17 protein-coding genes and 3 tRNA genes are annotated in these 22,550 nt (G+C 31.5%); 2 read left to right on the top strand and 18 right to left on the bottom strand.

Annotation, left to right across the window (positions count from 1 at the left end):
* A partial coding sequence (locus QM536_05350) for a two-component regulator propeller domain-containing protein (GenBank protein MDI9356432.1) occupies window positions 1–1,116 on the top strand: 1,116 nt, incomplete at its 5' end.
* A 379-nt stretch (window positions 1,117–1,495) separates the two neighbouring features.
* On the opposite strand, the gene QM536_05345 is transcribed toward QM536_05350, so the two are convergent.
* The 15 genes from QM536_05345 to QM536_05275 all read right to left on the bottom strand — a co-directional run bounded on the left by QM536_05345 (window position 1,496) and on the right by QM536_05275 (window position 19,302).
* Window positions 1,496–2,488, bottom strand: coding sequence for an aspartate-semialdehyde dehydrogenase (locus QM536_05345; protein MDI9356431.1), 993 nt, complete (start codon window positions 2,486–2,488; stop codon window positions 1,496–1,498).
* A 357-nt stretch (window positions 2,489–2,845) separates the two neighbouring features.
* Window positions 2,846–2,931 (bottom strand) — tRNA-Leu (locus QM536_05340).
* A gap of 12 nt (window positions 2,932–2,943) precedes the next feature.
* Window positions 2,944–3,016 (bottom strand) — tRNA-Gly (locus QM536_05335).
* A gap of 4 nt (window positions 3,017–3,020) precedes the next feature.
* Window positions 3,021–3,854, bottom strand: coding sequence for a translation elongation factor Ts (gene tsf / locus QM536_05330; protein ID MDI9356430.1), 834 nt, complete (start codon window positions 3,852–3,854; stop codon window positions 3,021–3,023).
* Between the two features lie 4 nt (window positions 3,855–3,858).
* Window positions 3,859–4,587 carry a 30S ribosomal protein S2 gene (rpsB, locus tag QM536_05325; protein MDI9356429.1) on the bottom strand — a complete coding sequence of 243 codons (729 nt, stop codon included), beginning with the start codon at window positions 4,585–4,587 and terminating at the stop codon, window positions 3,859–3,861.
* A 22-nt stretch (window positions 4,588–4,609) separates the two neighbouring features.
* Window positions 4,610–5,017, bottom strand: a complete 408-nt coding sequence (gene rpsI, locus QM536_05320; protein ID MDI9356428.1) for a 30S ribosomal protein S9 — start codon at window positions 5,015–5,017, stop codon at window positions 4,610–4,612.
* A gap of 17 nt (window positions 5,018–5,034) precedes the next feature.
* A complete protein-coding gene (rplM, locus tag QM536_05315; GenBank protein MDI9356427.1) occupies window positions 5,035–5,484 on the bottom strand; it encodes a 50S ribosomal protein L13 in 450 nt (149 codons plus the stop codon).
* Between the two features lie 247 nt (window positions 5,485–5,731).
* Window positions 5,732–6,637, bottom strand: coding sequence for an MlaD family protein (locus QM536_05310; GenBank protein ID MDI9356426.1), 906 nt, complete (start codon window positions 6,635–6,637; stop codon window positions 5,732–5,734).
* Between the two features lie 26 nt (window positions 6,638–6,663).
* Entirely contained in the window at window positions 6,664–7,155 is a 492-nt protein-coding gene (locus QM536_05305) for an NADH-quinone oxidoreductase subunit C (GenBank protein ID MDI9356425.1), read from the bottom strand.
* A gap of 7 nt (window positions 7,156–7,162) precedes the next feature.
* Window positions 7,163–8,551, bottom strand: a complete 1,389-nt coding sequence (locus QM536_05300; protein ID MDI9356424.1) for a Do family serine endopeptidase — start codon at window positions 8,549–8,551, stop codon at window positions 7,163–7,165.
* Window positions 8,552–8,697: 146 nt separating this feature from the next.
* On the bottom strand, window positions 8,698–9,186 hold the full coding sequence (msrB, locus tag QM536_05295; protein ID MDI9356423.1) for a peptide-methionine (R)-S-oxide reductase MsrB: 489 nt from the start codon (window positions 9,184–9,186) through the stop codon (window positions 8,698–8,700).
* Between the two features lie 1,130 nt (window positions 9,187–10,316).
* Window positions 10,317–12,752 (bottom strand): GLUG motif-containing protein, encoded by a 2,436-nt coding sequence (locus QM536_05290; GenBank protein ID MDI9356422.1) that lies wholly within the window; start codon window positions 12,750–12,752, stop codon window positions 10,317–10,319.
* A 1,238-nt stretch (window positions 12,753–13,990) separates the two neighbouring features.
* On the bottom strand, window positions 13,991–15,295 hold the full coding sequence (locus tag QM536_05285) for an amidohydrolase family protein (protein ID MDI9356421.1): 1,305 nt from the start codon (window positions 15,293–15,295) through the stop codon (window positions 13,991–13,993).
* Between the two features lie 30 nt (window positions 15,296–15,325).
* The gene (locus QM536_05280; protein ID MDI9356420.1) at window positions 15,326–18,334 is read right to left on the bottom strand and encodes an amidohydrolase family protein; all 3,009 of its coding nucleotides are present in this window, start codon (window positions 18,332–18,334) and stop codon (window positions 15,326–15,328) included.
* Between the two features lie 233 nt (window positions 18,335–18,567).
* Window positions 18,568–19,302, bottom strand: coding sequence for an SH3 domain-containing protein (locus tag QM536_05275; protein ID MDI9356419.1), 735 nt, complete (start codon window positions 19,300–19,302; stop codon window positions 18,568–18,570).
* Between the two features lie 149 nt (window positions 19,303–19,451).
* Here QM536_05275 and QM536_05270 point away from each other — a divergent pair.
* Window positions 19,452–19,524 (top strand) — tRNA-Lys (locus tag QM536_05270).
* 99 nt (window positions 19,525–19,623) lie between these two features.
* On the opposite strand, the gene QM536_05265 is transcribed toward QM536_05270, so the two are convergent.
* From QM536_05265 to QM536_05255, 3 genes are all read right to left on the bottom strand, one after another.
* Complete coding sequence (locus QM536_05265) at window positions 19,624–20,733, bottom strand: SO2930 family diheme c-type cytochrome (protein MDI9356418.1); 1,110 nt, start codon at window positions 20,731–20,733, stop codon at window positions 19,624–19,626.
* A complete protein-coding gene (locus tag QM536_05260; protein MDI9356417.1) occupies window positions 20,721–21,968 on the bottom strand; it encodes a parallel beta-helix domain-containing protein in 1,248 nt (415 codons plus the stop codon). The genes QM536_05265 and QM536_05260 overlap by 13 nt, the downstream gene beginning before the upstream one ends.
* A gap of 288 nt (window positions 21,969–22,256) precedes the next feature.
* A partial coding sequence (locus QM536_05255) for a DUF1524 domain-containing protein (GenBank protein MDI9356416.1) occupies window positions 22,257–22,550 on the bottom strand: 294 nt, incomplete at its 5' end.

The raw sequence follows: 22,550 nt of genomic DNA, 5'->3' as shown, positions 1-22,550 counted from the left end.
CCCCAATCCACAATAAACAAACAGACAATGAAATTAACAACACTTGCATTTTTTTGCATTCTGACCATACTGACTTCTTGCAATGGACAGACAACAGGAAGTAAAACAAATTCTGATATTTTGGAAGAGCAGGTTACAATGGGTGATACTGTAACTAAACTTGGCGACCGTTTATGGTATGTGTTTCAAGATAGAAAAAACAACTATTGGTTTGGTAGTGATGGTAAAGGTGTATATCGTTTTGACGGAAAAATAATTATCAATTTTACTACAAAAGACGGACTTTGCAACAATAGGATTAGGCAAATTCAAGAAGATGAATTTGGAAATATTTATTTTTCAACTCTTGAAGGTATCAATAAATTTGACGGAAAGAAATTCACAACTTTGCAACCCATAAAAAGTAAAGAATGGAAGTTGGAACCAAATGATTTGTGGTTTCATATATTGGGGAAAAGTAATGAAAACGGACCATATCGCTATGACGGAACAAATCTTTTTCAATTAGAATTTCCAAAACACTATATGCACGAAGAAATGGCTAAAAGAACGAAAAATACAATTTTTAGTCCATACGAAGTCTATTGCATTTATAAAGACCGTAAAGGTGCAATGTGGTTTGGCACTTCCGTTTTGGGTGTTTGTCGTTTTGACGGAAAATCTGTAAAATGGATGTACGAACACGATTTGACAATTGTTCCAGAAGGTGGAAGTTTTGGTATTCGTTCAATTTTTGAAGATAAACAAGGTAGTTTTTGGTTTTGTAATACTTGGCATAGGTATATTTTTGATTTTGAAAAGACAGCAAAAAGTGACAGACTACAATACCAAAAAACAGCAGGAATAGGAAACGAGAAGATATTTAACGGAGATGAATACATTTACTATTCGCACATAGTAGAAGACAACAGCGAAAATATTTGGTTGACAACTTGGGAAAAAGGAGTTTATAAATATGATGGGAAAGAAATTACAAATTATCCAATAAAAGACAGCATAAATAACGTTAATTTAGTTTCAATGTATAAGGACAAACAAGGAAATTTGTGGCTTGGAACAAATGACAAAGGAACATTTAAGTTCAATGGAAACACATTTGAAAAATTTAACCCCTAATGACAGAAAGAAGAACAGCCGATAACACGGGTTTTACGAAATTGCTGCCTCTAATTATTTTTTTAGGCTACAGCAACTTCGCAAAGCCCTAACCGTTAGCGTCAGGCGGGATGACGTACAAATTCGGAGATTCGTGCTTCTATCCAATCCCATTGTAAAATTGAAAGTTTGTACAAGCAAACTTTCTCATTCCCCAATCGTTATGTGAAACTTACTTGAAATTTTTAAAAATAAAAAGGATAATTTTATATATTTTGATATCACTTCGAAAATTCCATTTTGATACATTCATAATTTTGTAAATGTTTCATTATCAAAAGGTTTCAAATTCAATTTCTGTAAAAAGGAATTTTTTGACACTCTTTTTTTTTGTTTCTTTTTAGAGCAAGATATTATTTTGTAAGATATATTCAGCTATTTGAACAGCATTTGTTGCTGCTCCTTTTCTTAAATTATCAGCTACCACCCAAAGGTTAAGGGAGTTTTTTAGTGATTCGTCTCTCCTTATCCTTCCCACAAACACTTCGTCTTTTCCATGGGTAATAATTGGCATCGGATAAATATTTTCTATATGGTTATCCATTACTATTAGTCCTGGTGTTTGGGAAAGTATGTTTTTCACTTCTTGTAAGTCATATTCTTGTGCAAATTCTACGTTTATTGCTTCACTATGTCCGCCAGTAGAGGGTACCCTTACAGCTGTTGCTGTTATTTGAATGGTTTGGTCGTCAAGAATTTTTTTTGTTTCGTTTACCATTTTCATTTCTTCTTTTGTGTATCCATTTGGTAAAAAGACATCTACTTGTGGCAAAACATTCATATCTATAGGATGAGGATATATTTTTGTATGGGGGAGCGAGTTCCTTTCTCCCATAAGCTGATCTACTCCTTTTTTTCCTGTTCCTGTAACAGATTGGTAAGTACTTACTACTATTCTTTTTATAGTATATTTTTGGTGAAGAGGGCTTAAAACCATAACCATTTGTATGGTAGAGCAATTAGGATTTGCAATAATTTTATCTGATGGAGTAAGAATATGGGCATTTATCTCAGGAACTATAAGCTTATGGAGAAGACTCATTCTCCAAGCGGAAGAATTATCAATAACAGTAGCACCTGCTTTTTCAAATTTAGGAGCCCATTCTAAAGAAACACTTCCCCCCGCAGAAAATATTGCTATATTTGGTTTTAAATCTACTGCTTTTTGTAGTCCGATAACTTCATATTTTTTATCTCTGTATTCTATTATCTTCCCCACCGATCTCTCACTTGCTACCATAAGGAAAGTGTACTTATCCCAATTTCTTTCCTTAATTACTTTTAAAATTTCATTCCCTACTAACCCTGTTACACCTACAATTGCTATTTTCATTTATCTAATGCTTCTCTGTAAAGTATACGAATATGTATTATAGAATCTGTTTTTCACTAAAAAAATAATGAATCAAAGAATAAGTTTCGCTCCGATATTAATAGTGCTAAAACATGAGAAATATACTATTTAATGTTAGTATTTGATATGCTTGTCAACAAAAAAAAATTAAAATAGAGAAAGATTAGTATTTTTGAATGACAAGGATAGCATACATCAAAAATTTCATGAAAAAATTTTTAAACAAAGTATCTTTTATGAAACGTTTGAATATATATTAAACGCTTGAAAATGGTTTTGCTATTAGAAATAGATATATAGAATTATAAATATAGTATAATATATTGTATTAAAATGTACCAAGAGCGGGAATCGAACCCGCACGGACTTTTCGGTCCACAGGATTTTAAGTCCTGCGTGTCTACCAGTTCCACCATCTCGGCGAGCCATAGGAGAGCGGAAAACGAGGTTCGAACTCGCGACCTCAACCTTGGCAAGGTTGCGCTCTACCAACTGAGCTACTTCCGCTTTTTTATCCTATAGATATTCTTTTAAATTCTACTACAGAGAGTTCTTTTTTGATGCTGTTCAAGTATTGTTTTATAGTTATAGTATTATCTTTCACAAAAAACTGGTTGAGTAGGGTGGATTCTTGATAAAATTTATTAAGACGTCCGAGAGCTATTTTTTCTAACATTGCTTCGGGTTTATTTTCTTTTCTAGCAAGTTCTTTTCCTATTTCCATTTCTTTATCTATTATTGCTTGAGAAACGTCGTTTTTATCCACAGCTACAGGATTCATAGCTGCTATTTGCATTGCAATATCTTTTCCTATCTCATCTATATTTGGGATTCCTTGTACCCCTGAAAATTTTACTAATACTCCTAATTTACTGCCTGGATGAATATAAGATAATATTTTTTCTCCATTTAGAATTTGATAGTCCGATATTTCTATTTTCTCTCCTATTTTTCCTATGAGTTCTATTATTTTTTCTTCAATAGTAAACTTATCAACTGATAGAGTTTTTATTTCTGAAATAGATTTTGGTTTGTGGGAAAACGTTGCATCTGCTATTGCATTTCCTAAGGATATAAAATCATTATTTTTAGCAACAAAATCTGTTTCACAGGTGAGAGATAATATAATACATTCTGTGTTTTTTGGATTATTTCTTACTGTAACTATTCCTTCCTTAGTTTCCCTGTCAGATCTAGCGTTGGATACTTTTTGTCCTTTTTTACGGAGTATTTCAATTGCTTTATCAAAATCTCCATTTGCTTCTGTTAGGGCAGTTTTACAGTCCATCATTCCGGATCCTGTTATTTGCCTTAGTTTATTTACATCTTGTGCGGTTATGTTCATTTTTTTATTCTACTGTTTGATTCATATATGCTTCTTTATCATTTTTTTGTGTTTGGATTGTTTCCTGTATGACGTTTGATATGTGTTGTATTATTATTTGGATTGATTTAAAAGCATCATCATTTCCTGGTATAGGGAAATCTACATCATTGGGATTTACATTTGTATCTACAATAGCAAAAATAGGTATTTTTAGTTTTCTTGCTTCTTTAATTGCTATATGTTCGTTTTTTATATCTATAACAAAAAGAGCTGCGGGTAACCGTGTCATAGTTGCTATACCTCCGAGTGTTTTTTTTAATTTTTCTTGATCTTTTTTTATTTTATTTTTTTCTTTTTTTACTCTTTCATCCCATTCTTGTTCTTGCGATATAGTTTTTTCTATGGATTGTAGTTTCTTTAGTGATTTTCGTACAGTTGTAAAGTTTGTAAGCATACCTCCTATCCATCGTTCGGTTACGTATGGCATTTTCAGTTTTTCAGCTTCTTCTACTACTAATGCTTTTGCTTGTTTTTTCGTAGCTACAAACATTATTTTACCTCCTTTGGTGACTATGTTTTTTATAGCTTGAGAGGTTACTTCTAAACATTGTATTGTTTTATTGAGATCTATAATATGAATTCCATTTTTTTTCATGAATATATATGGTGCCATTCTGGGATCCCATTTTTGCGTAAGGTGACCAAAGTGTACACCTGCTTCTAATAAATTTTTATATTCTATATTTATCATTATTATAATATTAACATAAGTATTAACGTTTGCTGAATTGAAATCTTTTTCTTGCTTTTCTTTTTCCGTATTTTTTTCTTTCTACCATTCTGGGATCTCTAGTAAGGAATTTTTCTTTTTTTAAAGCCGGTCTATATTCACTATTTATGAGTGTTAAAGCCCTTGCGAGGGCATGCCTTATTGCTTCTGCTTGTCCTTTAATTCCGCCACCGTATACTTTTACATCTATAGAATACTTTTCTGTTTCTTTTACGAGAGTTAGCGGTTGTTGTACTATAAGTCTTAGTATATCGGATGGAAAATAGTTTTCAATACTTCTATCGTTTACTTTTATTTCCGGATTCTGTGAATTTTCTTTTATTATTATACGGGCAACAGATGTTTTTCTCCTTCCCGTGCTCATTATATTTTTTGTTTTTTCAGATAACATTTTTATATAAATTAGTTTTATAAAGAAATTTGTTGGGGTGTTTGGGCTTGATGTGGGTGTGTTTCTCCTGCATATACATAGAGATTTCTAAAACACTCTCTCCCTAATCGTGTTTTAGGGAGCATTCCACGGACTGCTTTTTCTATGAGTTTTCTTGGATCTTTTTCTAATAAAGTTCTTGGGGTAGCAAATCTTTGTCCTCCAGGATATCCTGTATACCTTACATATATTTTATTGGTCATTTTTTTTCCGGTAAGTTTTACTTTTTCTGCATTAATAACTATTACATTATCTCCGCAATCTATATGAGGAGTAAAAGTTGGTTTTTTTTTACCTCTTAATATCTTTGATATTTCTGAAGATACCCTTCCTAATATTTGATTTTTAGCATCTACTAATATCCATTTTTTCCCTTCTTTTGCCTCTTCGTTGTTTAAAAACTGTGTTTTATAACTTAATGCATCCACTTTCTATTGATATTTTTTATTAAATAATATGTATTTTTAAATATTTCAAAATAATATTTATTACCTTTTACAAAAAACAAAATTACATATTTTTTTATAATATTTAAAAAAATTACAAAAATCACACTCACAAAGTTTTTTTTATTCAAAAAAAGATGGTAATATTAAAACAAATTCAAAAAAACATGGGAATATCTCTCAATATATTTTTATGGTTCTCAGTATACTTTAATAATTGAAAAAAAAGTTATTTTTTTTTCTTTTTTTTACCAAAAGGAGCGAAGTAATGCCGAGGATTTTCTCTTAGGATAACTAAAACGCTATCTAAATTTGTGATTGTGTTATTTAAATTTTGGTATATATCATCTTGAGTAAGGAATTTTCCGATAGTTCCTTGTCCTTTATTTATAAGGGCAATGGTAGTGTTTAAGTTATGAGAAATGAGGAGAAGATTTTCTCCTATTTTTTCTATCGGGATATTGTTTATTTTTTTCATAGATGTGTTGGCATCAAGAACTAGAGCATCTACTTTTGGTATAGTTTTTTCTAATATAAGAGAGGTATTATGTAAAGATATGAGTATTTCGTGAATTTGTTTTTTATTTTGAATGAGTATTTCATTTATATGGGTTATACTTTCATTTATTTTTTCTCCGCCATTTCCAAATCCTGTGAATATCTTATTTATAGAGGTGATGGTGGTATCTATTTTTTTGAGAAGAGGATCTGATTTTTCTTGTAGTGATTCGGTGATTTCTTTTTCTATTTCACCGGGAATGGTGTCATATTCGCTAATGGGATATTCAATACCATGTACTATAAGTTCTATGGCTTTTCCGCCTAAAAAATCAGTGCTGTAAAGTTTTGCTTTTGTATTTTTTCCCAATATTATTTTTTTATCTATAGCGAATTCTACCAATACGTTGTTATTAGAATTTTGTAATATAGTAATATTACTCACTTTTCCTACAGCAAATCCGCTTAGAACTATGGAATTAGAAACTTTAAGTCCTCCTACTTTTTCATAAATGACTAAATAGGTATTAGTAGATTTAAATATTTCTACTCCTTTTAAAAACTCAAATCCGTAGTAAAATAAAAAAAGTGCTGTTATTGTTAAAATTCCAATTTTTACTTCTTTTGAATATTTCATTGTATAGGTAATAATTTTTTTACGTTTTATAAATGTTCGGTGGTAACTTTGAGTCCATGAAAGAACTCTTGTGGTTTATAGTCTTTTCTGAGAGGATGTCCTTCCCAATCACTTGGCAATAAGATTCTTCGGGGGTCGGGATGTCCCTCAAAAAAAATCCCAAAGAGGTCGTATATTTCTCTTTCGTGCCAGTTTGCTGTTTTCCATATATCGGAAATGGTGGGGATTTGCATTTCATTGGGAAGGTTGGTTTCTCTGGGAATAATAATTCTTCCTAATAGAGAATTACTATATGGGTAAGAATACCAAACATAGTTTATTTCCATATTATTTGCTTCTACTCCATTATCTATTGCTGTGATACAAGCGAGATGGTCAAAAAAAAGATTGGCATCGTCTCTTAAAAATAAGCATACTTCTCTGAAAATATCTTTTTCAATGATTATTCCTTTGGGATAGGTGTTTTCTAATATTTTCACATCAAAAAAGATGGATAGGATATACTCTATTGTTTTCATTTTTATGTTACCAGCCTATTCCATAATATGCTTTTGTTCCGTTAGAATAATATCCTTCTACGAGCATTCCATCTTTTTTATTCTCAATAATTTTTGAGAGTTGTTGTATGTTAGATACAGATTCTTTATCAATTTTTGTTATAATAAATCCCTTTTTTATACCTGCGTCCATCCATTTTCCTTCTTCTATTTCTATTAATTTTACTCCTCCGTTTTTTCCTATTCGTCTTGCTTCTTCCATGGATATAGTAACAAATGTCCCTCCGTCTATTTGTATACTATTGGTATTATTATTTTCTTCTTGATTATTGAGAAGGGTGATAGCCTTCTTTAATTTTATGTTCAGAGAAAGTTTTTTATTATTTCTTATAATGGTGACATATACTGTTTCACCGGGTCTTTTAACAGCTATTTTCTCTTGGAGTTTGGGAACATTTTTAACTTCTTCATTATTAATAGCAATAATAACATCACCTGGTTCTACTCCGGCTTCTGCTGCTGCACTGTTTTTTTGTACATTATTTACATATACTCCATTAGTGACAGATAATTTTTTTTGAGATGCGAGTGATGCAGATACGTCTATGATAGATATGCCAAGTAAAGCTCTTTGAACAGTAGAATATTTTCGTAGGTCTTCGGTTACTTTTTTTACTAAATTAGAAGGAACAGCAAAAGAATATCCTGAATAACTTCCTGTCTTACTCGCTATTGCTGTATTGATACCTACGAGTTCCCCTTTTATATTTACCAATGCTCCCCCACTGTTTCCTGGATTTACTGCTGCGTCTGTTTGAATAAATGATTCTATTTGTAATCTATTTTCATCTTGGATAATATGGATATTTCTTGCTAATGCACTTATGATGCCCGCAGTAACGGTAGACCTATATTCAAAAGGGTTTCCTATTGCTAATACCCATTGTCCTATTTCTAATTTATCAGAGTTGGAAAATTTTATAAAAGGAAGTTCTTTTTCATCTATTTTGAGTAAGGCAATATCTGTTGTAGGGTCTGTTCCTATTATTTTTGCTGTGTAACTTCTATTATCATTTAAAATTACTTCTATATTTGTGGCATTATGTATCACGTGATTATTAGTTACAATATATCCATCATCACTAATAATGACTCCTGAACCCGCACCTTCTTCTTGGTATTTTCTTTCGGGGAGATTAAAATAATAAAAGAAAAAATTATTTGTTTCTTCGGAATCTATAAATTCATATTTTGTTTTTATATGGACTACGGTGGGGAGAGAAATTTTCGCACTGTATACAAAATTAAGTTCGGGGGGAACGTCTATATTAGTAGTGCTGTCGGGGATATATTTCACTTGGGTGATTTGATTGTTTATTTCGGAGGAGAGATTGTTTTTTTCAGAGAAAAAGAACACATTTTTTTTTTTTTCAATGTATAGTAAACAGAATGTCAGCAAAAAATATATTACCGTACAAATTAAAATTATCTGCAAAAATTGTTTTTTATTCATAAATATGTCAATCTGTTAGTTTGCTTTTTATTATAAGGTGAGAAGTGCATTTATTGTTTTTTATTTTTTTTTAATTTTAATGATACAGAATTTATACAATATCTGTTTCCGGTAGGATTAGGTCCATCGGGGAAAAGATGCCCTAAATGTCCGCCACATCTAGCACAAACTACTTCTGTTCGTGTCATCCCGTGGCTTGTATCAGTAATTTCTTTTACATTTTCTTTTTTTACTACGTCCCAAAAACTGGGCCAGCCCGTACCTGATTCATATTTTGTTTGAGAATCAAAAAGATCTAATTCACATCCTGCACAGGAAAAAATACCTTTTTCATGATTATCCCAATATTCTCCTGTGAAAGCTCGTTCTGTTCCCTTTTCTCTTAAAACGTAATATTCTTCTGCTGTTAATTTTTTTTTCCAATCTTCGTCTTTCATATGAGATATATCTTTTATTTTTTCTACTTTTTTTGACTGCCCTGTTTGAGAATAACAAGGCGATACATTTATAATGGCTATAATAAAAATAAGTGATTTCATTTTTTATTCTATATTAAAAAGTGTTTTTATTATTGTGTAGTATTTTTTACAATACATATTTTTATATACAAATACTACGTAAATATATAAAAAAATATTTAAAACAAGTGTTTCAAAAAAAAACAGATAAAAATATGTTTTAAAAATAAAATTATATTCTCTTTACTATGTAGAATTGAAAAAATTATAGGAGGTTCTGAAAATAAGTTTTCAGAATTCTAACCCTAACTATACAATCAAAAAACTCCATAGTTCTAAGTATGAGCTTTTTTAATGTCAATTGAATAAGGGGTTATTTGGATATTTGAGTGGATTATCCTGAAGTTAATCCTTATTCTATAAAATGTAACATTGACTCATATTGTTTCAACCCGTTGGATAAAAGATAATATATACTAAATTTTATTCAATTATTCCGAATTTAAAACTCAAAAGTGTTAATAATTTATCATATATGGTCAAAATTTTCAAAAAGTATTCGATTGCAGTTTTGAATGTTTTAAAATATTCATAATATTTAATTTTCATTACTTTCCTTTTAAAAACTTCCACAGATTTTCTACATTTCTATCAAATTAAGATTTGGAGTATATAGTGGTTAAAACAGTAAATCTATCCCAAGATATTTTGTTTTAATTGTAGGTGGGTTCTAAAAATTGATTTATTTTAAAAAAAAGTGTTGGTAACTATTGATTTTTAAGAGATACAGTTTTTAGGATTTGAATTTTTGGAACCCTTCTGTACTATTATCTCATTTTGATATCGTGCATTACATAGAGTTAAATAAATAGTTTCCTCTTGATGATATTGATTTTTAACTGCTTCTAATAGTACTACAATTGAGTATCCACTACAATTTTTTTTCTATTAATATGTTGGTCTTATAGTTACAGATTTTATAGATCCTATTATATTCAAACTCCTTCGTCTGTTTGGAGGAAATTTTTTGTTCCAGATTTGCAAATTTCTTGCAAAACAGAATCGTTCTCAATATTATGTTCTTGATGTGTTATATAAAAAAACAATAAAACTTTTTTATCATTTATATATAATCGTAATTATTAAATCAAATGAGTATAGTTACAAAATTATAAATATTTCAAAGATGATTTTTTGGAGTGGGCGCATAACTATTCTTTTATTATCTTTTCCACTTTCAAAACTTCTATTCTTTCTCCATATATTACCAAAATATATTCTCCTTTTTTGAGAGATTGTATATGTATGGATAAATCTTTGCCTTTTAATGCTAAAGATCCATCTAATCCATAAACGGAATACCCCTCTATCTTCACTGTACTTTGTATAGTAAGATAATCTTGAGCGGGATTAGGAAATATGTGTATAGCAGGGTTTCCTTTTTCTACGAAAGTAAGAAGATTATGGTGTAGGATATTTGCATTTATTACTGTGACTGTTTGTTGTGTAGTAGATGAATGAAACTGTGCGTTTGCTTGTTGACTCGCTGTAATAATGACTGTTCCTGTTCCTATTGCAGCAATAGTACCGGTGAGAATAGTTCCACTTACGCTTACTATTTTCTCGTTACTTGAATTAATAGTTATGCGGGCAGAACTATTAGAAGTTGCCATCAATGGATATATTTGTCCTACGGTGAGGGTAGGAATAGTATTAAAAGCAAGGGATGGGATAACTTTAATAAATTCATGTATAACTAATGTTTGTGTTTCAGAAGCTTCTAAATAATTAATGTTTCCCGTACTATAAGCGATAATATTTACCGTTCCTGCTCCGTTGAGAGTGACAGTATTAATATTGATAGTTACTAAAGTATTGGAAGCAGAAAATACAACAGGTAAACTCGCAGAAGATCTTGCTGATAAAACAAAAGGTTCGTTTCCAAAAGTTTTCGTGCCTAATGCTCCAAAAGATATACTATGAGCTGCTTTCTGTAAAGATATACTTTGATATTTCTTGTTTATAGTAAGTATTTGACTTGCAAAGCCAAAAAGAGTATCATTTTTAATGTAGGCAGTAATACTGACAGTGCCTACTCCTTGTATTCTTGAAGTATTTCCACTGATTTGTAAGAGGGTGTTAGATGCAAAATAAGAAACAGATAATCCCGAAGAAGATATTGCTGAGAGTAAAAAAGGTGCGTCCCCGTATGTTTTATTACCTATATCAGTAAAGTGTATTTCTATATTCTGACTACCTATAATACCTATTCCTGTTCCATTTTCAATGTATTGAATGGTATAAGGGTATGTTATGTTGGTTTCATCTATAACATCAGCTGTAAAATGGATTCCATCTAAAATGACAGTAGCACGAGTAGTAACAGTTCCCTGCTTTAGATTTTCTATTGCTACGCTATCTCCTATATTAGTAATACTTGGTGTTGTCTGAGTAAAGGATACGTTATTTAGGGATAATCTTGCTCCTGTATGGATTGCAGGTAAGTGTCCTGGTATATATACAAAACCCGGTCCTAATTCTCGAATGCTGTCTGTTTCTAATCCGGTAGGGCTTTGCAGAGCAGCAAGAGTGAATCCTTTTATATAAACATAAGAACTACTTATATCTGTACCTATTCCTAATTTAGCATTATTACCTCTTGGCATTCTATTTTCTGTTTGGGTAGCATTTTTATTCCAATAGGTATGGTCTATATATCCAATGTTAATTCCTACCAATCCTCCGACAAAAGTAGAACCCGAGACATCTCCTGTAGCATAACTTTGAGTTATTATTCCACGAATATTTGATTCTGTGAGAGAACCAGGATTTGATCCCACCAACCCTCCGACAAGAGAATCTCCCGAGATAGATCCCGTAGCATAGCTTTGACTTATTACTCCATAAATATAATTGACACCCACCAATCCGCCCACATTATTATTACCATCAACATATCCTGTAGCGCAGTTTTTATCTATTACTCCACCAAAATTATATCCCACTAATCCACCAACAAAATCATTGCCTAAGACAGAGACATTTCTGAGGCATAGATTTTTTATAGTAGTAGTAGTGCCTGTGATTCCAAAAAGACCTACAATATTAGTAGTTCTTCTATTTATATACAGATTATTTATGGTATAAGCATTTCCTTCAAAGACAGCATCAAAGAAATTTCCTTGTATGTTTTGTGCAACAATAGTAGCAGTTCCAATGGGAATCCATCCACTTCCCGTAGTGTAAGAAGTATTTACACTTCCCGATCTATAAGAAGATGGGTTATTAAAGTCCAAATTTCTCGTTAGCTCATAACCACTACAAAATGAACTACAAGTACCTGTGAGATTATATCTGATAGCATCTAAATCTTCTATGTACACTATCTCTATAAGTTCGTCCCCATCAGAATCTGTAGTAGTTTGTGAATTGCTTTCATAAGTAATACACCCCATGATTACTACTCCTATCAAAGGTATTTTTGTAAATTCTTTTACAAAGTGATCCTTTCTCAAAAAAATACTTTCTAAACATGTAATATAGGAGATAAAAAATAAAGATATTGTTCTCTGTGCCATAGCAAATATACCTTCTACTTTTTTTTTGACCTTGTCTATTAGACAATATATGAATGTGTAATATAGCATTGTGATAAAAAATTAAATTAATAAATTAAATAAATTATAATATTGGTCAATATACATTCTTTTTATAATTATGATTTATACTCTACTCTATGGGTTTAGACCGTTGCGAAACTAAATTAAAAAAATCTACTCATTTCTATCAAAATGAATCATTGTATGGGATGACTCATTATATAAAAAAATAAAATTTACTTATTTTAGTAATAACATGATCAAAATAAATAATTATGGAAATAAATACAAAACAACAAAGATTTGCATATCCATAGTGAATAAAATTACAGATAGAGGTAAGATAGAAAATGCACTAAAAGTTCACTATGAAATTGTTAAAAAGGTAGAAGGAGATTACTCGCAATTGGGTTATTTAAAATACCACTAATACAATACGGCTATGAATTGGAATAACAATACAACAATGTTATAAGTTTTACCAGTTTTATTGGAACACCTATAGAATTAAATATTCCTGACCACTCAAGAATAAGTAGATTCTGTGCAATACTATATAATAAAGGTGCATTTGATATTTTGGTAAATAAAATTAAGAGAAAAAAAAAATATTGAGATAGCAGAATCTATAACAAAGTAGAATGAAGTAAAAAAACTACGTAACAATTAAAATAGATTTTCATGTAGAGGGAGCTTGGTTTAAAAAGTAATGAAATGTACTATGGCTATAAAACACATAGCATAGTAGAAAAAAATTTAGGTTTGGATGTACATACAACACCAACAAATGAAACTAATACTAAAAATTTAGAGGTTGTACCAGTAAAAATCTAACTTCTCACCTCAAACAACAGTATTAGCAATAAAGGTTATTACAGTGAAGAAAATAAAAATATTTTAGAAAAAAAGAAGTTAAAAAGTAGAATAATGTATAAGGCAATAAAATGTAAACCACCCAGTTAGATAGTTATTTATAATAGAAGATCAGTTTTTAGAATACGCCTAAAAACAAATAAAAATAAAATGAACTTCAATATCGTAGTATTTGTAAAATAAAATATTCGTTTTTTCCGTTTTTAATTTGCGATAGTATCATGTTTGTAGAACCATTAAAAAATAAATCTGACAGAGGCAATTACAATACAATAAAATTATAAATGAATCAGAAACAAGGAAAGAAAATTATCTTATATAAATCCTTTCGGAATGAAAAATTTATAAAAAATATAGCTCACAATTTAAATCGTGAGCTATGGGTTGTATCTGTCTTTTCTATTGGGAATATATTATTTTCCTTCGTATTTCTTTTTAAACCTTTCGTAGAGCATTTGTTGTTTTCCGTCTAAATTTAATTTTTTTCCGAGAATGAAAGCGTGTGTTACTTTTGATGTTTTCATATCGAGTATATCTCCTTCAGATACAACTATATTTGCATCTTTTCCTACTTCTAATGTTCCTGTTCTATTATCTATACCGAGAATTTTAGCAGTATTGGAGGTTATGAGAGATAATGCTTGCTCTTGGGAAAGGTTTCCATCCGAATGAGCTGCTGCTGTTCCCGCAAAAAAAGGAAGATTTCTATTATGGTGGAGGTCGTCGTCATACATTAATCCGACTAAAACACCTGCTTTATGAAGAATAGAAGGGAGGCGATACGGGAGGTATACTTCTTCATCTTCACGGGAAGGTAATCTATGCACACTGGTAAGGAGGACGGATATATTATTTTCTTTCAAAAAATCTATTGTATAGATTGCATCGGACGCACCAACGAGGACAATTTTAGTGACCCCCATTTTCTTTGCAAATTGAATGGATTCTATAATTTGGTCTCGTTTATTGGCATAGATACAAAGGCGTTTTTCACCGGAAAAAATCCCTTTCATCGCTTCGAATTTAATATTGGTAGCATCTTTTTTATCAGCAGTATGATAGGATTTGGCATCAATAAAAAATTTCTCTGTTTCCTCTACTGTTGGTTTGTAATCAGGATTAGCACGAGGTTGTGTTTCGCTCATCCACCAACGGGGGGGGAATGTTTTTTGAGGCCAATACATATAAATAGCATCATCTTTCAAATAGGCAGCATCTTCCCAGTTCCATCCTTCTAATGCCATAATAGAAGAAGTTCCTCCAATAACACCACCATAAGGCGCTACCTGTGCTAAAAGAATCCCATTATACCGAAAAGTAGCAATCATTTCTGCATCTGTATTATATGCAACTACGGAACGAACATTCGGATTAAAATCTCCTACTTCTTCATAGTCACGAGTTGCCCTTACAGCGGATATATCTTCTAATCCTAAATTTGTGCTGGGGAGTATAAGTCCAGGGTAGATATGTTTTCCAGCTACGTTTATCTTATCATAATCATCTAGGCTTAATTTTATAGAAGGAGCATCTGCTACTGCTACGAGTTTTCCTTTTTCAAATAAGACAACGGAGTTTTGAATCACCGTACCATTTCCTATATGTGCTGTTCCGTTCATGAGGGCTATGCCTTTTTGTTGAGCTTTTACTGGCTCGGGCACCTGTCCATAACTCTGGTATATAGCACAAAAAATTACTATAAAAATTATTTTCTTCATTATTATTTTAGTAAGTATTGTTATAAAAAATTACTTTTCGTTCATATCATATTGTATTTCTTCTTCGCAATCCCATCGGTGTTTGTATTGTCCCGTTGGCTTTTGAGTAGAAGTTCCTCCCGCTTTTACATCTTTCATCTTAGCGGTTATTCTTGCTCTTTCTGATTGGATATATTTTTTTGCTTCTGCATCTTTTTCTGTGCTGTAGTATATAATTCCATCTACAAAGGTTTTATCTACTTTTGCATAGATAGAAAGGGGATTCTCCGTCCATAATACCAGGTCAGCATCTTTTCCTACTTTTATGCTTCCGGTTATTTTATCTATGTGGAGCATCTTTGCGGGATTGATAGTTACCATTTTAAAAGCAGTTACTTCATCTATACCAGCATATTTTATAGATTTGGCTGCTTCTTGGTTGAGTCGTCTTGCCATTTCTGCATCATCAGAGTTAATACAGGTATTCACCCCGGCAAGTATCATCAGTGCAGCATTTTGGGGTATTGCTTCTCGGACTTCATATTTATATTGCCACCAGTCGGAAAAAGTAGATCCTGCAGCCCCGTGTTTTGCCATAATATCAGCAACTTTATACCCTTCTAAAATATGAGTAAAAGTATTGATACGAAAGTTAAATTGCTCTGCTACTTTCATCATCATATTTATTTCGCTTTGAACGTAACTATGGCAGGTGATGTACCGTTGTTTGTTCAGTATTTGCAAAATGGTTTCTAACTCTAAATCACGTCTTGGTTGAGAAATAGTTGCTTTAGCAGGGTTTGTATTATATTTTTTCCATTCGCTTTCATATTCTCTGGCACGAGTAAAAAGGTCTACATATACTTGCTCTACCCCCATTCTTGTTTGCGGAAAACGAACACTGCGAGAGGGGGAGCCATTCGATTGTTTTACGTTTTCACCAAGTGCAAATTTTATAAATGCATCAGCACCTTTGATGAGCAGGTCTTGTGGAGATACTCCCCATCGGAGTTTGATAAGAGCAGATTGCCCTCCAACAGGATTTGCAGACCCATGTAAAAGCTGTGCGGCTGTAACTCCTCCGGCTAATTGGTTGTAAATGTCTCTGTCTTCGGCATCTATAACATCTTCCATTCGGACCTCTGCGGAGCTATTTTGTGAACCTTCATTTATGGTAAAAAGAGCAATGTGTGAATGTTCATCAATAATCCCTGGGGTCAAATGTTTACCTTCTCCATCAATAACAGTAGTATTGGTGGGAGGGGTTATGTTTTGTCCTACTTGAGTAATTTTTCCATTTTGAACAAGAACATCAGTATTTTTGAGTATACCTTGTTCTTCACTTGTCCATACAGTGGTATTTTTTATGAGATAAGAGTTCTGAGTAGGAATTTCCTCATTTCCAAAAGCAGAGAAGGGAAAAACAACTTTTCCGAGTGTATTTTCTTTTTTCTCTGTTTTTTTCTCATCTTGCTTTTCGTCTAATGGTTTATCAAAAGAAGCGTTCCATTGTATCCAATCTCCATTTTCTAATTGTCCGTTTCCTTTGAAATCTTTACCAGAAGACCATCCCGAGAGTCGTATTTTTGCTTCTTTTCCTTTTTCGGGTTGAAAACTCAAAGAGATAGTAGCTCCGTCCACCGTAAGTTTTGTTTCTAAGAGGAGAGTATCTTTTTTCACTTTACCCTGAGGAGAGCTTGGTTTTCCACTTATTTCTAAATTATACATATTTCCATTTACATTCAATTTGTATTTTCCTGCGTAATTTGCCAGGTTCATATCATTGATAGTAAATTTTTTTCCTTGAATCCAATTTTCATAAAGAGTGGTTTTTTCATCAAATACTTTTCCGGAAGTGATGATGAAATTAGCTAATTTACCTGCTTTTATAGAACCTACTTTATCATCTACTTTCAGTAGAGCAGCGGGAGTTTCTGTAAGAGCTTTGAGAGCGTTTTCTTCAGAAAGCCCGTGCTCTATTGCTTTACGAATATTGGGTAGCAATTGTGCTACATCTTCTAAACCATTGCTGGTAAAAGCAAAAGGTATAGTATTTTTTGCTAAAACGGCAGGGTTCGTAGGTGCTAATTCCCAATGTTTCATCTGTGAAAAGGCAACATTTATAGCATTATAAGGATCTTCTAAATCATAAGCTTTTGGAAAATTTACAGGAATAATCAAAGATGCTCCCGTTTTTTTTATTTCTTGTATTCTTTGGTATTCATCACCTGCTCCTTTTATGATATATTGAATTTTGAATTCATCGCCGATTTTATCTGCAAGGATAGTGCGGGCTTTGTGGTCAGATTCAAATATCTGTGGAAGAGAACCTATTTCATTGATAGATGCAAGAGAAAGATTCGTTTGGGTTCTATTAAGAGGGGATTTATACCATTCAGCATCATACAAGGTCTGCCTTAAAAGTGCTACCATTCCCATAAGAGAATTTGGATATTCTTGGGTGCTGCTTCCTCTATCAAAGGCATAATGAGCAGATACCTTTGTTTTTAATACCAATTCTTGTATCGGTGCTTCGTTTAATGTTACCAAAGCGGAGGTACCACGTGCAATTCCATCTGCTCTAAAAGTTAATACTGTTCCAAATCCTGCTTTTTTTAATTTTTCAGCGGCTTTAGTATCAGGTTTAAAATTATCGGCAGCATTAAAATCCGTTTTTATGGCATCGTTCCATCCAAAGGGACCATCTCTTTTTGCATCTAATTGTGGTGGTGCAAACCAATTGAAAGGATTACGTTTTACCTCCGGCATACCATAGTTAGAATATGGTTCTACAAAAGAAGGGTATACGTATTTACCATTCAAATCCACTACTATAGCTCCTTTGGGAATTACAGTTCCTGTTCCTACAGATTCTATAAATCCATTTCGGATTACTAAAGTAGCTTTTTCTAACGAAGTGCGAGAATCTGTTACAATAGTCGCATTCGTAAATGCGTATAAATCTAATCTCTTATCTGCTACCCCATTGACCGGAAAATACTCTTGGGCAAGCAAAGAAAAGTTTATACACAAAAATAATATGAGAAAATTTTTTTTCATTATATGTTTGTTAAATTAAAAAATTATTTATTAATGTATTAAAAATTATTAAAAGTGCAATGAGAGGAGAGTGTCCGAAAAGTCGCTTTTAGCACGTTTGTAGTTTTGTAACTCTTTGATTATCAATAGGTTTAAAATTAAATATTTGTGTAAAAAGAATTTTTCGGACACCCTCATAAAAACAAAAATGGTATACGATATATCTGTTATTGAATATAGTTTCATCCGAATAATTACAAAAAGAGCAAAGAATTTGTTTTTATATAAACTTCTCTACCATTCCATACTATTTTGCTCCATATAGGTTGTTTGTCTAAAATTTGTATTATATGTCCATTGGAAACTTTATCTACCAAAGAAGATGCTGCTGAAGGACCATTCATTATATAAGCGGATTTTTCTTTTATAATAGCCCTTTCTTCATGAATGGGATATGTTAATAGAAAAACTATAACTGCGGCGAAAAATATATGTCCCATTAAAAATCCAATAGGTAAGTGTTTCTGTTTGTAACGAATAAAAAACTGTATGAGTAACAAAATAAACATTATAGATACAACAAATATGAGGATTTTCTCTTTATAAAAAGAAAAAAGATGTAAAAAATAATCTTTATCTGATCTTTCATAGCCCAAGTATCCCATTTTTTTTGCAATACTTTGTATCTGGTTGAAAACTACATCTTTTTTAGTAATAGTATAATAGGTATTTAAATAAAATAAACTCCAATCGTACTCTTTTAGATTTTCTTTTATATAAGCCATCTTTAAAAGCATTTGCGAGGAGGCTATTTTATGATTAAAAAACAAATCTTCATATAAAATAATAGATTCTGTATATTTATTTTTTTGAAAAAGAGAATCAGCTTTTTTTAATAAATCATCGGGAGAACGAGAAAAAACATTTAAAATAACGAAAAACAAAAAAAATGATACAGAAAAACGAATGAAAATAAAAAAAATATTCATATTTTTGATAATTATAAAAAAAAAACTAATTTTGTATTATTGAAATTATGAAACATAGTAAAATAAAATATTTCATCATTTTGTTCACATACAATAATATTTATATGTGAAATTGTAAAAAATATTATTTAAAAAAAAATATAGTGCAAGATTCCGTAGCTCAGCAGGTAGAGCATTACACTTTTAATGTAGTGGTCCTGGGTTCGAATCCCAGCGGGATCACACTTTACAACCCATCACCCAAAAATGTACATATAGATCTATACAATTTTTAGCATGCAGATGCAATTTTGTATAGGTTTTTTTGTTGTGTAGATATCCTTATTCTTTTGGGTTATTATCAATCATCATATTATCTATCCATTCTTTTATCAGAGCAACTCCTTCTGTATGTATTACTGTTCTTCCTATTTCTGGCATTGCGATTCCTATTTCTTTAGAATTCATTCTATAGAGAAGTATGGATTTATCTGCTTTTTTTGGAACAATATCAAAGGTAAAAGGCCCCGTTCCTGGTCCTGCTGCAACCGGAGTTTTAAAAATACCTAATCTACTTTTATTATTTTCTTTATAATATAAAAAAAGTCCTGAGGTACTTGCTGATCCTGATGGATTGTGACAATGTCCGCAATTTATATCCAGATATGCTCTTGCTCTTTTTTCTACTGCAATGTTTCTATCTTCATAATTGCATACTATTGGGTAGTTTTTGTTATTTTTGGGATGGTTTAGATATTGAATTCGTATCCAATGTTCCAGTTGTGTTTCTGTTTGTTTTGGAAGAATATTTTCTAAATACTGTGCTTTTACACCAATGGGAACGAGGGCTTCATCTTCATTATGACAGTTTTTGCATTGGTTTTGGTTCGGGATTATATAGGTAGTATTTTGAATATTTCCTTGTACATCTATCCAATCTATTTTTTTTTGTCCTCCGACTATTTTATATTGTGCGTCAGTTTGGTCTTCGTTCCAAATATAGGTATATGCATTCCATTTTTCTTTGTATTTGATAAAGAGGCGGGTTTCTATAATAGTTTTTTCGGATTCTGGTTTTTGAAAGTTGTGTGGGTAATAGAAATTTTTTATGAGAATTGTTTTATTGGGAAAATCTATTTTTCCTTCGGAATCATTTTCTATTATATTTGCTTTTTCGTTTTTGGGTATCCATAGAAATCTTTTTTTGAAAGCATAATCACTAAAAAGAGAAGAAGAGGGCTGGTACAATATAATCCCTTTTTTTGGGGAAAGGTCTGATAATTTTCCTTTAAAAAAACCGTATTCTGATAGTTTTTTTAAAGGGAAAACTTCAAAATTTAAAAGATGTATATCTACTTCGGGAGGTATCCATTCTGTATAAGTTTTTTTCTTATCTAATGTATTACATCCAATGAATAAAGTAACAAAGACAAAACAAATTACTTTTTGCATAGAAAAGGTGCGTATTCTTTATAACTTTTTATGTTATCAGCTCCGCCGTAGAGGTCAAATCTTGTGAAACGAAGTTCATCCATTGCATCTTCTTGGATACATATATTCATGGGATTGTTTTGGATGTCGGATTTTATATTTTTATCCCAAAAACCATCGTAGACAATATCTTGACTTTTTGCAAATCCGTGTGCGTTATAAAAAAGAATGAGTTTTCCTAATTCTTTTGAAAAATCGGGTATGGAAAAGTTTTCTCTTTTATACTCATTATTATGGATAAAAATATCAAAAGTATAAGGAGACCAATTTGGTGCTTCGGAGGGAAAACCCGTAATAAAATAATTTGCTATGGATATGCCTATTGTTTTATGATTATGGATTATATTTTCGAATATTTCTATATTTTTTGCGGCTAAAAGAATAATTCCACAACCGGGCGGAATAAGAGTAACGGTATTTCCGTTGGGACCGGAACTTATGGGAACAGCAAAGTTTTCGTGATTATTGGATATTATTTTATTTCTGTATATTTTTGCGTTTTTTCCATCAGATTTTGGGAGACCTGGAAGATTGAATACTAAAATTCCTCCCGCATTTTCATATACGAAATTATCAAAAACTTCAGAATTATCGCAGTTTTCAATTTCTATTCCGGCTACGTTTCCAAAAGCTTTTGAGTTTTTTACTATTACATTTTCGGATTGTCCTACATATATTCCTGCATCTCGGGAATGGGCAGCGATGCAATTATCTACTAATACATTTTTACACTGCACGGGATAAATAGCATACGTTCCGTTTTTGGATTTATTTCCGTTTGTCCAAGTGACGTAGAGTTCTCTAAAAGTAATAGTATCGCATTGTTGTGCTTTTATTCCGTCACCTGGTGCGTCTTCTACGGTGAGTTTTTCTATGAGAATATTTTTTCCTACTAATTTTATTCCTTCTCCTCCCGAGGTAAGGTTTTTAAAAGAAAGAACTGTCTCTTCTATCCCTTTACCCCTTATAGTAATATTTTTTTTATTGTCTATAATAAGAGGCGTTTTTATATCATAAAAACCAGGTGGAATCTCTATAATGCTACTATCTTTCGCTAGAATAAAAGATTCTATTACTTTTTCTATTTCTTGTTCCGATGCTCTTTTCACTGCATCGGAATAAAATATCTGTTCGGTATTTTTATGACCGCAAGCCCCTACGAATAATAATATTGCAATATATAATAAGTATTTCATAATGATAATAATTATAATGGAACTAAAAATAAACGATATTAAACTCAACTATTCAACTATTTTGGAGCAAATGAAAATTTAATGAGAGTGTCTGAAAAGGCATTTTTGATACGCTTGTAGTTTTGGAACTGTTTGATTATCAATAGTTTTAAAATGCAATATTTTTGTGAAAAGAACTTTTTTTATGATTTTTACTTGATATAGTTTTTTATTTAATTATTATTGCAAATGTACGACTTAATTTGCTAATACAACGTTATATTTTATGGGTTATCATATTGTATATAACTATTTTGGGCTTGGCGAAGTAAGTATCCCAGTCATTTTTTTGCTGTGTTCTTCAATTTCATTATAGTTGTTTGTACCATTTGTGTCCCATTGTTCATATTCCATCATAATGCGTTGTTTTATGCTGTCTATTGTTTGGCTTGTGTAATGATTTTTTTTTGCAGCAGGCATATAATTACTCAAACGTGAATTTTTACTACCGCTAATCAGGCATAAATTCCCGAAGTTATCTAACCAATCTGCGTCCTGTCCTTGCAATTTGAAGTTTTCATCAATCGGGTGTTGTGGATAATA

Source organism: Chitinophagaceae bacterium (assembly GCA_030053935.1).
Taxonomy (GTDB): domain Bacteria; phylum Bacteroidota; class Bacteroidia; order Cytophagales; family JASGCU01; genus JASGCU01.
The sequence above is the reverse complement of the archived record's forward strand: the minus strand, read 5'-3'. Positions and strand labels throughout refer to the sequence as shown.